The following is a 14,128-nucleotide window of genomic DNA, read 5'->3' on the forward strand; positions in this document are numbered from 1 at the left end:
AGGAAACGTTCGCGCACCTTTTAATGCCGCTACTACCGCCTGAAGTAGATACGTCGACAAATCAATTTACAAAGGATGCCTCTCATGCAGCCGTCTCAGCCCGCCACGATGATGGAACGCATTCTTCATCTGATGGCCGAGAAGAAAGCATCCGATGTCTATCTATCGGCGCACGCGCCGGCCACGATCAAGATCAATGGTGAGCATCTGCCCATCAACAACCGGGTGCTGCCGCCCGAAGCGGTGATGAACCTGCTGATGGACGTGGTGCCGCCCAACCGCATCGAGGAGTTGAAGGAAACGGGCGAGCTCAACATGGCCATTCCCATTCATGGCCTGGGCAACTTCCGGCTTTCGGCGATGCGCCAGCGCGGCACCTACGCGGCGGTCGTGCGCTTCATCAGCCCGGAGATTCCAGCGCTGGATTCTCTCCATCTGCCGGGCATCCTGAGCCAGTTGGTCATGGAAAAGCGCGGCCTCATCCTCATGGTGGGTGCTACTGGCGCGGGCAAGTCGACCACCCTGGCCTCCATGCTGGACCATCGCAACCAGAACGCCAGCGGCCATATCCTGACCATCGAGGATCCGGTGGAATTCGTGTTTTCCAACCACAAATCGCTGATCAACCAGCGCGAGGTGGGCAGCGACACGGCAGCCTTGCATGTGGCGCTGAAAAACGCGCTGCGCCAGGCCCCCGATGTGATCATGATCGGCGAGATCCGCGACCGCGAGACCATGTCCGCGGCCATCGCCTACGCGCAATCCGGTCATCTGTGCCTGGCGACCTTGCACGCCAACAACAGCTATCAGGCACTTAACCGGGTGCTCAGTTTCTACCCCGTCGAGGTGCGGCCCACGCTGCTGGGCGATCTGGCGGCGGCGCTCAAATCGATTGTGTCCCAGCGGCTGATCCGCACAGTGGAAGGCGCCCGGGTTCCGGCGGTGGAAATTCTGCTCAACACCAAGCTGGTGGCCGACCTGATCGAGAAAGGCGATTTCTCCGGTGTGAAAGAGGCCATGATCAACTCCATGGCCGAAGGCTCCCAGACCTTCGAGCAGGATCTGGCACGCCTGATTCTCGAAGGCCGTATCGACCGCAAGGAAGGCCTGGCCCACGCTGATTCGCCCACGAACCTCATGTGGCGGCTGCAGAACGACACCACCCGTTCGGTGGGCAAGACGCAGGAGCATGAGCGCCCGAGCGACGAACCCACGTTCACCGACATCACGCTGGACGTGCATCCTGTCGCGCGCCCGACGTCCCAGTTCGGATCGTTGTAGGCGGTGTAGCCGCTTTTCGAGAATCAGGGCGCGCATCGCCAACAAATATCCAAATTCATGTCTCATACCCCTACCCGCGCACTGGCCGAAACGCTGATTGCCCGCCCGTCCGTCACACCGCTGGACTCCGGCTGCATCGATCTTCTGAGCGAGCGGCTGGTGCCTCTGGGCTTTGCGTGCGAGGTGATCGACAGCGGGCCTGCCGAGTTTCGGGTCCGCAACCTCTGGGCCAAAAGGCTTCCGGCCAGCACCAGCCCCTCAGCTTCATCCATGCGGACCCTCGTTTTCGCAGGACACACCGACGTGGTGCCCACCGGCCCGCTGAATGAGTGGTCAAGCGATCCTTTCGTGCCGACCGAGCGCGACGGCAAGCTCTACGGCCGTGGCGCGAGCGACATGAAAACCTCGATTGCCGCGTTTGTCGTGGCGGTGGAAGAGTTCATTGCGGCCCAGCCCGATACGCCCTTGGCCATCGGCCTGCTGCTCACGAGTGACGAGGAAGGCCCTGCACTCGACGGCACCACCGTGGTGGTTGAGCAGTTGCGCGCGCGCGGCGAAGGCTTCGACTGGTGCATCGTGGGAGAGCCCACGTCGGTCACGCAGACCGGAGACATGATCAAGAACGGCCGCCGCGGCACCATGAGCGGCAAGCTGACTGTAAAAGGCATCCAGGGCCACATTGCCTATCCGCACCTGGCTCGCAACCCCATCCATCAACTGGCTCCGGCGCTCGACGAGCTAGTGGCCATTGAGTGGGATCGCGGCAATGCCTATTTTCCGCCGACCAGCTGGCAAGTGAGCAATATCCACGGCGGAACTGGCGCCAGCAACATCATCCCAGGCACTGTGGTGGTGGACTTCAACTTCCGCTTCTGCACGGAATCCACGCCTGAATCGCTGCAAACCCGCCTTGAAGCCGTCTTGAAAAAGCACGGCCTCGACTATGATCTCGCTTGGACGCTTGGCGGCCGGCCGTTTCTCACGCAGCCCGGGCCACTGGTAGAGGCGGTTCAAGCGGCCATTCGTGCTGAAACCGGCCTGGAGACCGAGCTTTCCACCACCGGTGGCACCAGCGACGGCCGTTTCATCGCCACGCTTTGCCCCGAAGTCATTGAACTGGGTCCGCCCAACGCCAGCATCCACAAGATCGACGAGCATATCCAGCTCTCCGATATCGAACCGCTGAAGAATATCTACCGCCGCGTGCTCGAAAACCTTTCAAGGTCTTGAGCCACACTTGCCACGGCTTCTTTCTCGTCATTCCCGCGCAGGCGGGAATGACGGTGAGGAGGCACGGATAAGCCCCATGAATCTTGCTGAACTCATTCAGGATACCGAACGCCAGCTGACCGAGGCTGGCGTGCATTTCGGCCACGGTACCACCAATGCCCACGATGAAGCCACGTGGCTGGTGCTGCATGCGCTTGGCTTGCCGCTCGATACCGAGCTGGATGGTACCCCGACGGCTGCGCAACTTGTCGCCGCCGGACAGCAAGCCCGTGTGGCCGAACTTTTGCAGGCGCGCATCAGCACACGCCAACCCCTGGCCTATCTCACCCGCGAAGCCTGGCTGTATGGAGTGCCTTTCTATATAGATGAGCGCGCCATCGTCCCGCGAAGCCTGATCGCCGAAGCCATCGCGGATGGCAGCATCGATCCGTGGCTCTCTGAGCGTACCCATCGTGTACTGGATTTGTGCACCGGCAACGGCAGCCTGGCCGTGCTGGCCGCGCTGGCGTGGCCGGACATTACCGTGGATGCGGCCGACATCAGCACTGATGCCCTCGCCGTGGCCCGTATCAATGTCGACAAGCACGGGCTTTCGGAACGCATACGCCTCATTGAGAGCGACGGACTGGTGAGTTGCCAGGGGCCGTATGACCTAATGCTGTGCAACCCGCCCTATGTCAATTCAGCGAGCATGGACGCGCTGCCAGCCGAATACCGCGCGGAGCCTGCGCTGGCCTTGGCAGGCGGGACGGATGGAATGGACTTCATCCGGGCTCTGCTGGCTGCTGCGCCCCCCGCCTCAGCCCATCGGGCGTGCTGGTGCTGGAAATTGGCTACGAGCGCGACCATTTCGAGGCCGCCTTTCCCCAGTTGACGCCTGTTTGGCTGGACACCAGTGCGGGCGGCGACCAAGTGCTGCTGATCCCTCGCGACGCCTTGCTTTAATTATTTGCATCTCTCCTTTCCCGTCACACCGGCCGAAAGCCGGAGCGGCAGGGGAAAATCCGGCTGGCAAGAGCACCCTCAACGCCAAGCCACTGAAAGTTTCACGTTCTGATGATTTCCCTGAATTCCATCACCCTGCGCCGTGGCGCCAAGGTGCTGCTCGATGGTGCTAGCGCGACCATTCATCCCGGCGAAAAAGTCGCCTTGGTGGGCCGCAACGGCGCCGGTAAATCCACGTTGTTCGCGCTGTTCAACGGCACCCTGCACGAAGACGGGGGCGATTTCGCCATGCCCGCGAGCTGGCGGCTTGCCCAGGTCGCGCAGAACATGCCCGAAACCACGGAAACTGCCACGGAATTCGTGCTCGCGGGCGACACACGCCTGGCGGAGCTACAACAGCAGTTGTCCAAGGCCGAGCAGATGGCCGCCGAAAACCCGCTCGATGCCGATATCGGCATGGCCATCGCCCAGGCTCACAGCGACCTGCACGACGCAGGCGCGCACGACGCCTCGCCTCGGGCGCAAGCCCTGATCCTGGGGCTTGGCTTCAAGGTGCATGAGCTGGACCGGCCCGTGAACAGCTTTTCCGGCGGCTGGCGCATGCGGCTGCAACTGGCCCGCGCGCTGATGGCGCCCAGCGACCTGCTGTTGCTCGACGAACCCACCAACCACCTGGATCTGGATGCTCTGGTGTGGCTGGAATCCTGGCTGGCGCGCTACCCGGGCACGATGATCGTGATCAGCCATGATCGCGAGTTTCTGGATGCGGTGACCAACGTCACGCTGCATATCGAGCACGCGCGCCTCACCCGCTATGGCGGCAATTACAGCACCTTCGAAGAGCTGCGTGCGCAGCAGCTGTCCTTGCAGCAGGCCGCATTTGCCAAGCAGCAGGAAAAGATCGCGCACCTGCAGAAATTCATCGACCGCTTCAAGGCCAAAGCCACCAAGGCCCGCCAGGCGCAAAGCCGTGTGAAAGCGCTGGAGCGCATGGAAAAGATCGCACCAGTGCTGGCCGATGCCGAGTTCCAGTTCGAGTTCAAGGAGCCCGCGAATCTGCCCAACCCCATGCTGGCGATCCGCGACGCGGCGTTCGGCTACCGCGCCGCCGATGTATCCGCCTACGACGCGGCACCCCTCCAGGAAAGGGGCTTGCCCGACTACGCGACCACCCAATCCCTGCATGCCGAACTGGCCGCTCGGGGAGAGTTGCCGCCCGAGCCCGGCCCGGGCGACCGAGTCATCGTGACAGATGTCTCGCGCACCGTACTGGCAGGGCAGCGCATTGGCATTCTGGGTGCCAACGGGCAAGGCAAATCCACCGTAGTCAAGACCATTGCCCGCACCATGCTGCCGCTGGGCGGCACCCTGACCGAGGGCAAAGGCCTCACGATCGGCTATTTTGCCCAGCAGGAGCTGGATGTGCTGCGCCCGCAGGACACCCCGCTCGAACACATGGTCCGGCTGGCCCGCGAAACCGGACAGGCCAACACGGAGGCCGCCCGCGAGCAGCAGTTGCGCAACTTCCTGGGCACTTTCAGCTTTCCGGGTGAAATGGTCCTGCAACCCGTTGGGCAATTCAGTGGCGGAGAAAAAGCGCGCCTGGTGCTGGCGATGATCGTCTGGCAGCGCCCCAACCTGCTGCTGCTTGACGAGCCCACCAACCACCTGGATCTCGCCACGCGCGAGGCGCTGGCCGTGGCGCTGAATGAATTCGAGGGCACGGTGATGCTGGTCAGCCACGACCGGGCTCTGCTGCGCAGCGTGTGCGATGAGTTCTGGCTGGTGGCGCGTGGCGGTGTCGCGCCCTTCGACGGTGATCTGGACGACTACCAGCGCTATCTGCTGGACGAAGCCAAGCGCCTGAGAGAAGCGGCCCGCGAACAAGCCGCTGCCCAGGCCGCCTCCGATGCGCCCGCGCAGAGCCCTGAGCCCTCCGTGGCCGCCGAGAAAGCACCTGAATCCGCAAGCACCTCGCCCGGAGGCGCCGAACGCCGCAAGCAGGCCGCCCAGCGCCGGCAGGCATTGACTGCGCAATTGCGCCCTCACAGGAAAGCTCAAACCGACGCGGAAGCGCGTATGAGCAGCCTGCAGAAGGAGAAAGACGAATTGCAGGAACGGCTGGCAAGTCCCCTTCCGCCGCCTGAGCTGGCCGCCGCGGGGCGCCGCCTCAAATCGATTGACGAGGAACTGGCGACGGCAGAGGAAGCCTGGCTTGCGGCGGGGCAAGCCATTGAGCAGATCGAGGCGGAGGCTGCCGAGTAGACACGGTGAGTAGTTTCTACCCCCGTTGGGCGCAAACGACACCCCTGTGAACACTTAACATCCCTTGTGCCGCTCTTCCCAAAATTTGTAACATCGCCCTAGTCTGACAAACAGCCTTTACGTCACGAGGTTACAGTGCCCTCACCACGGCCAGCACGTGGCATAACCAAGAAGGGAAAACACATGGGTATCATCGTCACCATCATCGTAGGCTTCGTCGTGGGCCTGATTGCGCGCGCCATCATGCCGGGCAACCAGAGCATGGGCATCATCATGACGACCATTCTGGGCGTCGTCGGCTCCCTGGTAGCCAGCTATGGTGGCGCGGCGCTGGGCCTGTACCAGGCGGGCACGCCCGTGGGCTGGATCGCCTCGATCATCGGCGCCCTCATCGTCCTGTTCGTCTACGGATTGGTCACTAAGAAAAGCTGACACCGCTTCTCAGAACGTGTTTAGGCTCGGCAAAGCATGAAGATATTGCCCACCCGCAAACCCAAGGAACCTGACGCGCTGCAATTGGCAGAAGGCAACCCCGCACTGGAACAAGCCGTGCTGCGTAGCCGCCAACTGCTGCGAAAGCGCGCCATCGTGGCGGGTGTGGCTGGCGCGATACCGTTGCCGGGCCTCGATTGGGCGGTGGACGCGGCCATGCTGGCGCGCTTGCTGCCCAAGGTCAACGCCGAGTTCGGCCTGACCCCAGGGCAAATCGACAAGCTCGATTCCAAGGAGAAGGAGCGTGTGCAAAAGGCCGTCGCCATGGCCGGCTCGGTCATCATCGGCCGGGTGGTCACGCGCGATCTGATCCTGCGCTTCGCACGCGCCGTCGGGCTGCGCCTGACGACCGCCCAGGCCAGCAAGTATGTCCCCTTCGCAGGGCAGCTGGTTTCTGGAGCCCTTGGCTACGCGGCGCTGCGCTACCTCGGTGAGCAGCACATTCGTGATTGCGTGAAAGTGGTGAAAGCAGCGCCTTTGGCCTTGCCAGCGCCTAACCGGCGCGTGGCTCTGTCCTACAGCAGAACGCAGGCCGCTCCAGTCGCGCCGGACGGTTCAGCTATTTGAATCGCCGCCAGGCTCGTCAATGGAGGGCTGGTGCATCACTTATTGCCCTTGTTGGCCCCTTGCCCTTCAAACCAGCGCCCGATCAGCGCGCGCTCCACGTCGGTCATCTGCGTGGCGTTGCTGAGCGGCATCAGCTTGTTCACCACCACCTGTTGGTAGATTTGCTGCGCGTGGGTTTCAACCTGCTGCTGTGAATCGAAGCGCAGGTTCTTCATCTGCACTGCCTCTCCATGGCACTGATAGCAGCGTTGCTCCAGCACCGGGCGGACGGCGGCGTAGCTCACGGTTTCGGGTAGCGCTGCGGCGGCAGGCTGCGCAGCGGGCCGAAGCCAGACAATCACAGCCGCCAGCAGAACCACGCCGGCCGCCGCATACGGCCATGGATTGGCGGCGCGGCCCAGGTGCCAACCATGGCGCTGCACGAAGAACTGACGAATCAAGGCGCCAGCCAGCATCATCAACACCAGCACCAGCCAGCGCTGGGGATGGCTGTAGACGAAGCTGTAGTGGTTGCTGAGCATCGCGAAGATGACCGGCAGCGTGAAATAGGTGTTGTGCACGCTGCGCTGCTTGCCCCGCTGGCCGTGAATGGCCAGCGCACTGGCGTCATAGGCCTTGCCGCCGGTCATGGCCGCCACGACCTTGCGCTGCCCGGGAATGATCCAGAAGAACACGTTGGCGCTCATCGTCGTGGCCAGCATGGCGCCGACGATCAGAAAGGCTGCGCGCCCGGCAAACAGCTGGCAGGCCAGCCACGCGGCAAAGCACACCACGATGAAAAGCAGAGCGCCCACGATGCGCTCGCCGTCCGGCCGGAAGCCGAACACACGGCAGATGGCGTCGTAGATGAACCAGAAGACGGCCAGAAAGCCCACCGCGGCCGCGCCGGCCGCCACGGGCGACCAGTCCATGACCTGCTTGTCGATCAGGAAAGCATTGGCGTTCCATAGGTATAGCACGACAAACAGCGCAAAACCCGACAGCCAGGTGCTATAGCTTTCCCAATAGAACCAGTGCAGCTTGCTGTCGATGATGCCGCCTTGCGGCGCCACCATGTACTTTTGCGGGTTGTAGAAACCGCCGCCGTGCACGGCCCACATGGCGCCGTCAACACCCTTTTTCTTCAGGTCGTCGGCGGTGGGCGCCAGCAGGTTGTTGTCCAGGAAGACGAAGTAAAACGAAGAGCCGATCCAGGCAATGGCCACGATCACGTGCAGCCAGCGCAGCAGCAGGTTGGCCCAGTCAAGCAGGTATGCGTCCATGGTTTCATCCTTGTGTTCGGCCTGCCACTGCGGGCGCTGCAAGCCGTTTCAATCAACCACGAGATCGCGCATCGGGAGCCTGCAAAAGTACAGGCCCGCTGGGCACCGCTGCGATCCGGCACAAAGTGTATACAAAACAACGCGCCAACTCCAGCGCAGCGTGGCAATCGCGCATCTCCGGGAAACACGCAAGGCGCTGAATGGAGTTTTGCAGGAACAAACGCAGACGCCCTGCCCCATCGCCCCGTGAACTTCAGTGGCCCTTTGGCAGGATGCCCATGTACTTCGAGATGATGGTCAGCATGATTTCATCGGCGCCACCTCCGATTGAAGCCAGCCGCGTGTCCCGAAACATTCTCGAAATAGGTGTTTCGTTCATGAATCCCATGCCGCCATAGTATTGGAGGCAGTTGTCCGCTACCTGGCGCACCAGCCGGCCTGCCTTGAGCTTGGCCATGGAAGCGAGCCGTGTCACGTCCTCGCCATTGATGACCAGGCTGACTGCCCTGTAGACCATCGAGCGGAGCGCCTCCACCTCGGATTGCAGTTCAGCCAGCTTGAAGTGGATAACTTGGTTATCCAGCAGCGACTTGCCGAACGCCTTGCGCTCCCGGGTGTAGTTGATCGTCTCTTCGATGGCGCACTCCATTGCGCGGATCTGCTTGGCTGCGGCGTACAGGCGCTCGTACTGGAACTGCCCCATCTGATACATGAATCCCATCCCCTCCTCGCCAATGCAGTAGCGCTTCGGCACGCGGACGTTCTCGAAAAAGATCTGGGCGGTATCCGAAGACCGCATGCCCAGCTTGTCCAGCGTCCTTGCCACGGTGACGCCCTTGGTTTTCATGGGCACCACGATCAAGGACTTGTTCTTGTGGACAGGCCCTTCACTGGTATTGGCCAGCATGCACATGAAATCAGCCTGGGAGCCGTTGGTGATCCACATCTTGCTGCCGTTGATGACATAGTCTCCGCCGTCCGTGCGAGCGGTCGTGCGCAGGGAAGCCACATCCGAGCCGGAGCCTTCCTCGGAGACGCCAATGCATGCCACATAGTCCCCAGCGATCGCGGGAGCCAGGAACTCCTTGCGCAATTCGTCAGAACCATGTTCGGCCAATGCGGGGGTGGACATATCGGTCTGCACACCCGTTGCCATGGGAATCCCGCCGCACGCGGCTTCTCCCATGGCCTCGGCATACATGAGGTTGTAGCTCCAATCCAGCCCAAGGCCACCATATTCCGTCGGTTTCGTGATGCCCAGGAAACCGAGATTGCCCATCTTCTTGAACAATTCATGCGCGGGAAACTTGCCAGCTTTCTCCCACTCATCGACGTGGGGGTTTATTTCGTTGGCAATGAATTTCTTGACGGCATTGAAGATCTTGTGATGCTCTTCGGTGAATTGCATGATTTTTCCTTCTATAGAAACTGTTGAAACTGATGAAACTGACACATCAGGACTTGGGAATGATCAGGGCGTCCAGGGCCACGGCACCATTTGGAAGCAAGAGAAATGGATTGACATCCACAGACGCCAGCTTGCCAGCGTTCTCTGCCGCGAAAAAAGACAAGCGCGACAGCGCCGAGGCCAGTGCATCGACATCGGAGGCCGCCGCGCCGCGTACGCCGTCCAGTACGGCACGGCCCTGGATTTCATCGATCATGCGGCGAGCCTCCTTCTCATCGAAGGGTGCCAACCGGAAAGTGACGTCGTGAAGCACCTCGACCAGGATGCCTCCCAGGCCGAACATAACGGCCGGACCGAACGTGGGGTCGTTCATCACACCCAGGACGGTTTCAATACCTCCCTTGATCATGGGGGTGACCAGCACGGCCACGTTGCTCACGTCAGGGTAGGCCGTCCGCACGCGCTGCATCAGCGTGTCGTAGGCCTGCGCCGCTGCGTCCGCGGATGAGACGTTCAGGATGACGCCACCCATCTCGGTCTTGTGCAGAATCTCCGCCGCCACGATTTTCATGGCCACGGCCCCATTGATCCCCGACCAGGCCGCCGAAGCTTCCGCCCGGGAGCGCACCAGGCGATCCTCTGCCACCGGAATGCCCCAGCTTGCGAGGATTTTCTTTGCTTGATATTCGTCTATCGGAGCAGAGGGGAGATCGAGCGCACCTGCCGGCCGCTGGCGTTCTTGTGAAGGCAGCTTGCGCTCGAATGCCTCCCCAAAATGGCTGAGGGCGCCCATGGCCCGCACCGCGAGCGACGGATCCTCGAAACACGGCATTCCAAGCCTTTCGTAGTAGGCTTTGTCCTCCGGCGTTGCCATGATGAGGCTCAGCATCAGTGATTGCTGTCCGTGCTTCTGGCGCACCCGCTCATAGACAGCCGCCACGGCATCCCTGGTCAACGGCGACGACGCGACCGATGCCATGTAGATCACATAGCTGTCGTAGTTCCCGCTGCCAATAGCCAGATCCGAGATTTCCTCGATCAACGCGGGCTCGGCCAACGCCTTGCCTGTGAAGTCAACCGGATTGCGGGTACCGGCAAACGGAATCAGCTGCGAAATCCGCTGCTGCACTGGCTCGGGCAATGCCGGCAACTGCAACCCTGCCGCTTCGGCGGCATCGGACATCAACACACCAACTCCACCGGAGATGCTTTGCAGGCAAACCCGCCGGCCCTTGGGAAACTCGCCGAACTGGCAGGCATATGCCACATCGAGGATCTCTTCGGTGGTACTGGCACGATAAACGCCGTACTGCGCGAACAACGCGCCATAGAGCGCATCCGCCCCTGCCAGTGAGGCCGTATGCGAGGCAGCCGCGGCGGCGCCCACGGTCGACTGCCCTACCTTCATGAAAATGACTGGCTTGCGGGCGGAATGGGCCGCCGCCAGGGCCCTCTTCATGGCGGCCATGTCACGCACCCCCTCCGCATAGGCCGCGATGACCTTGATTTCCGGCCTGCCAGCGTAATACTCGATGACCTCCGCGACATCGACGTCGGCTTCGTTGCCGGTGGTGACCCAATGGGACACTCCCAGCCCGCGAGACTGCGCCACCATATAGAGGTGTGAGCCATAGGCGCCGGATTGACTGATGATGCCAAGGCTTCCGGAGCGCATCAGCTTCATCGCCGGATAGCTCGCGAAGGTTCCATACCATTGCTTGCCAGGCACTGCTACGCCGAGGCAGTTGGGGCCGACGATGCGCATGCCCGCATCACGCGCGATCGTGGCGATCAGCCTCTGGGTCTCCGCGCCCTGCTCCCCCATCTCGGCCAGACCCGAGGTAAACACCACCGCCGAACGCACGCCAGCGCCAGCGCATGCGCGCATGGTCTCCACCAGGTCAATTGCGGGAACAGCCACAATGGCGCAGTCCACTGGTCCGGGGATGTCCGCGATATTGCGAAACGCGGGCAATCCCTGCACTTCGGCATACTTCGGATTGACTGGATAGATGTGCCCTTGGAAGCCGGCCGCGATCAGGTTGTGGATCGGCCGCCCGCCGATGCGTGCCGGTACATTGGATGCACCGATGATCGCCACCGAGCGAGGGTTGAGCAAGGCATCGAGCGATGCGTTCATTGCACAGCCACCTTCGGAGGTATCTTCCGAGCATGTGCCAGCATGGACTCAGGTATCCTGACTGGCATGGCAAGCAATTGCTGGGCATACGTCTTGCCTTGTGAATCCAGGTGCAATGATGACGTTCCGCCGCCATCGAGGGCATTGGCCAAAACGAAGTTGAAAGCCAGCAAGCCAGGCATCTCGTAGCGCTCCGTTCCTCCCCGCTGAACGTGTGCAAACCACTGGCCAACACGCTCGGCGGTCAACGCCTGCTTCAACCAGGGCAGCAACTCGGCATGGCGGGCGATGACTCCGACGTTGGCGTTGTCGCCTTTATCGCCGCTGCGAGCTACCGCGAGTTCGATGAGCGGCACTTCCACTTCGCCGCCCGCCGCAGCACCATCAGGCACTGGAATTCGCATGTCATGCATTTGCGACGGATCGAAAAACGAATGAGGCATGGCCGGTGTGAAAGCGATCTGCTTGCCATCGACATGCACGTCGATCTGCACCTTGCCGCGATCCACGAGGAAGGCAAACTGGGCGATTACCGGAGTGACTTTCGGTCTGCCGGCACCACCAGAGCAGCGGCCCGTGGTCATGGACAAGCCCACTCCGGTCACCTCCTTGGAAAATAACTCCAGCGCGTCACGTTTGGCATGGCGCACATCAATGCGCACCATGACTTCGCGGCTCGCGCGTACCTCAGGCCGGGCATGGGCGCCCAAAAGCGTTTCCGCCCCGATCAGGTGTACCGCGACATGATTCAATGCTTCGAGCCCGCGTTCCTTCAACATGCGATTGACACGTTCGAGCAGCGCGGAGCTGTAAGCCTCCGCCTTCTCGATCACGTCAAATCCCGCGATGACCGTACTCGACGACGCGCGATACCCATCGTGCCAGGTGGCTGAAACCTTGAGGCTCTTCGGGGGTGGATAACCCCGCGCGCCCTCGACGCGCACGCGATCGCGGCCGCATTCGGTTACGCTGACGCCGCGAAAATCGCAGGTGACATCCGGCATCAGGTAAGCGCCGGGATCCCCCAACTCATAAACGATCTGCTCCGACACCGACAGGCGCGACACCAGTCCTCCGGTGTCTTCGGGCTTGGTGATCACAAAGCCGCCTGAAGATTCACATTCGGCGATCGGATACCCCATGTCTGGCCAGCCGGCGACCACGTCACGCCAGTCGGTGAAATTGCCCCCTGTGCCTTGGGCACCGCATTCCAGAATATGGCCGGCCAGGGTACCGGCGGCCAGCCGGTCGTGGTCCTCGGGCCGCCATCCGAACTCATGGATCAGTGCTCCGAGCGTGGTGGCGCTATCGACGCAGCGCCCTGTGATGACGATGTCCGCACCGCTATCGAGTGCCGCTGCGATCGGGAAGGCTCCCAGATAGGCATTGGCACTGATGAGCCTGCCGGGCATGGACTTGCCGGTGGTCATGTCCCGGACGTCCTCGCCACGCAGTTCCTCCACACGGCCCATCAGATCGTCGCCCGCCACAGTGGCAATGCGCAACTTGAGGCCGGCCTCGTCAGCCACCTTGGCCAAGGCCTCCGCGCACGCAGCGATGTTCACACCGCCAGCGTTGGCGATGACCCGGATGCCGCGCCGATGGATCTCCGGCAGCAGCGGCTTCATCACCAGATCCACGAAATCCCGCGCATATCCAGCCTCAGGCGTCTTGGCGCGGGCTCGCACCAATATGGACATCGTCACTTCCGCGAGGTAATCGAAGACGAGGTAGTTGATATTCCCCTTCAACACGAGTTGCCTGGCGGCCTCCGCGCTATCGCCCCAATAGCCTGATGCGCCCCCGATGCGCACCACCCGATTCATTCCGGCTTCGCTCATGGTCTTGCTCCCCACGCTGGAGCCCGCTTCTCCGCAAAGGCGGACTGCCCTTCGCGCGCTTCGGGGCCACCGTTCAACAGTCCGAATTCATGAGCGGCGAGGTCGATCAACTCGACTTCACGGCCCTTATCGACCGCATCCATGATGCGTTTGGTGGCGGCGCACGCCAGCGGCCCGCAGGACTGCACCTTGGCCACTACGTTCTCGAGCATCTTGTCGGCCTCGCCGTCATTGCACAGATACTGGCCAACACCGTAGCCGTAGGCAGTTTCGCCATCGAAGCGCTCAGCGGTCAGCGCCAACTGACGCGCCCGCGGCAGCCCGACCCGCCGCACCACCCATTGGGCAATCTGCGCAGGTGCCACGCCAATCTGGGTTTCGGGCATGCCCATGCGGGCGCCGCGCGTCAGAATCGTGATATCAGTGAGGCATGCATAGCCAAAGCCACCGCCAAAGGCGGAGCCTTCGATCAGAGAGATGGTGGTCTGGGGCAACCTGACGAACCGCAGGAACATGTGCCCTGCATCACGGTTGCGCTTCTCAATGGCCTCCACCCCTCCTGTATCGTCAGCCATGGATCGGCGCTCCTTGATATCGCCTCCGGCACAGAAGTGCCCCCCGCGCCGCGCACAGTCACCACACGGATGGCCGGCTCGGCCGCCAGGAAATCGACCAGTTCGGAGAATTCGCGCGCCAT

10 protein-coding genes and 1 pseudogene are annotated in these 14,128 nt (G+C 62.1%); 6 read left to right on the top strand and 5 right to left on the bottom strand.

Features of this window, described 5'->3' with window-relative positions; genetic code table 11:
- The first annotated feature begins 84 nt into the window (after positions 1-84).
- The 6 genes and pseudogenes from WJU18_RS16210 (at position 85) to WJU18_RS16235 (ending at position 6,780) form a co-directional block, all read left to right on the top strand.
- Positions 85-1,281 carry a PilT/PilU family type 4a pilus ATPase gene (locus tag WJU18_RS16210; RefSeq protein WP_423453875.1) on the top strand — a complete coding sequence of 399 codons (1,197 nt, stop codon included), beginning with the start codon at positions 85-87 and terminating at the stop codon, positions 1,279-1,281.
- 57 nt (positions 1,282-1,338) lie between these two features.
- Entirely contained in the window at positions 1,339-2,511 is a 1,173-nt protein-coding gene (gene dapE / locus WJU18_RS16215; RefSeq protein ID WP_423453876.1) for a succinyl-diaminopimelate desuccinylase, read from the top strand.
- 76 nt (positions 2,512-2,587) lie between these two features.
- A pseudogene (prmB, locus tag WJU18_RS16220) lies at positions 2,588-3,456 on the top strand (50S ribosomal protein L3 N(5)-glutamine methyltransferase).
- Positions 3,457-3,567: 111 nt separating this feature from the next.
- Positions 3,568-5,721, top strand: coding sequence for an ATP-binding cassette domain-containing protein (locus WJU18_RS16225; protein ID WP_423453878.1), 2,154 nt, complete (start codon positions 3,568-3,570; stop codon positions 5,719-5,721).
- A gap of 183 nt (positions 5,722-5,904) precedes the next feature.
- On the top strand, positions 5,905-6,153 hold the full coding sequence (locus WJU18_RS16230) for a GlsB/YeaQ/YmgE family stress response membrane protein (RefSeq protein WP_423453880.1): 249 nt from the start codon (positions 5,905-5,907) through the stop codon (positions 6,151-6,153).
- A 36-nt stretch (positions 6,154-6,189) separates the two neighbouring features.
- The gene (locus tag WJU18_RS16235) at positions 6,190-6,780 is read left to right on the top strand and encodes a hypothetical protein (protein WP_423453882.1); all 591 of its coding nucleotides are present in this window, start codon (positions 6,190-6,192) and stop codon (positions 6,778-6,780) included.
- Between the two features lie 35 nt (positions 6,781-6,815).
- On the opposite strand, the gene WJU18_RS16240 is transcribed toward WJU18_RS16235, so the two are convergent.
- The 5 genes from WJU18_RS16240 to WJU18_RS16260 all read right to left on the bottom strand — a co-directional run bounded on the left by WJU18_RS16240 (position 6,816) and on the right by WJU18_RS16260 (position 14,117).
- Complete coding sequence (locus WJU18_RS16240; RefSeq protein WP_423453884.1) at positions 6,816-8,042, bottom strand: urate hydroxylase PuuD; 1,227 nt, start codon at positions 8,040-8,042, stop codon at positions 6,816-6,818.
- A gap of 253 nt (positions 8,043-8,295) precedes the next feature.
- Positions 8,296-9,450: an acyl-CoA dehydrogenase family protein gene (locus tag WJU18_RS16245; RefSeq protein WP_423453886.1), complete on the bottom strand. Its 1,155-nt coding sequence runs from the start codon at positions 9,448-9,450 to the stop codon at positions 8,296-8,298.
- Positions 9,451-9,496: 46 nt separating this feature from the next.
- Positions 9,497-11,590, bottom strand: a complete 2,094-nt coding sequence (locus WJU18_RS16250) for an acetate--CoA ligase family protein (protein WP_423453888.1) — start codon at positions 11,588-11,590, stop codon at positions 9,497-9,499.
- Complete coding sequence (locus WJU18_RS16255; protein ID WP_423453890.1) at positions 11,587-13,431, bottom strand: acyclic terpene utilization AtuA family protein; 1,845 nt, start codon at positions 13,429-13,431, stop codon at positions 11,587-11,589. Before WJU18_RS16255 ends, WJU18_RS16250 begins: the two co-directional genes overlap by 4 nt.
- A complete protein-coding gene (locus tag WJU18_RS16260) occupies positions 13,428-14,117 on the bottom strand; it encodes an enoyl-CoA hydratase/isomerase family protein (protein ID WP_423461021.1) in 690 nt (229 codons plus the stop codon). Before WJU18_RS16260 ends, WJU18_RS16255 begins: the two co-directional genes overlap by 4 nt.
- Between the last annotated feature and the right edge of the window lie 11 nt (positions 14,118-14,128).

The organism is Ottowia sp. VDI28 (assembly GCF_049532675.1).
In the GTDB taxonomy this organism is placed as follows: Bacteria; Pseudomonadota; Gammaproteobacteria; order Burkholderiales; family Burkholderiaceae_C; genus Ottowia.

Coding starts and splice junctions, on each gene's coding strand:
- WJU18_RS16230 (WP_423453880.1), top strand. CDS start 5,905: ATGGGTATCATCGTCACCATCATCGTAGGCTTCGTCGTGGGCCTGATT.
- WJU18_RS16235 (WP_423453882.1), top strand. CDS start 6,190: ATGAAGATATTGCCCACCCGCAAACCCAAGGAACCTGACGCGCTGCAA.
- WJU18_RS16210 (WP_423453875.1), top strand. CDS start 85: ATGCAGCCGTCTCAGCCCGCCACGATGATGGAACGCATTCTTCATCTG.
- WJU18_RS16245 (WP_423453886.1), bottom strand. CDS start 9,450: ATGCAATTCACCGAAGAGCATCACAAGATCTTCAATGCCGTCAAGAAA.
- WJU18_RS16250 (WP_423453888.1), bottom strand. CDS start 11,590: ATGAACGCATCGCTCGATGCCTTGCTCAACCCTCGCTCGGTGGCGATC.
- WJU18_RS16240 (WP_423453884.1), bottom strand. CDS start 8,042: ATGGACGCATACCTGCTTGACTGGGCCAACCTGCTGCTGCGCTGGCTG.
- dapE (WP_423453876.1), top strand. CDS start 1,339: ATGTCTCATACCCCTACCCGCGCACTGGCCGAAACGCTGATTGCCCGC.
- WJU18_RS16255 (WP_423453890.1), bottom strand. CDS start 13,431: ATGAGCGAAGCCGGAATGAATCGGGTGGTGCGCATCGGGGGCGCATCA.
- WJU18_RS16225 (WP_423453878.1), top strand. CDS start 3,568: ATGATTTCCCTGAATTCCATCACCCTGCGCCGTGGCGCCAAGGTGCTG.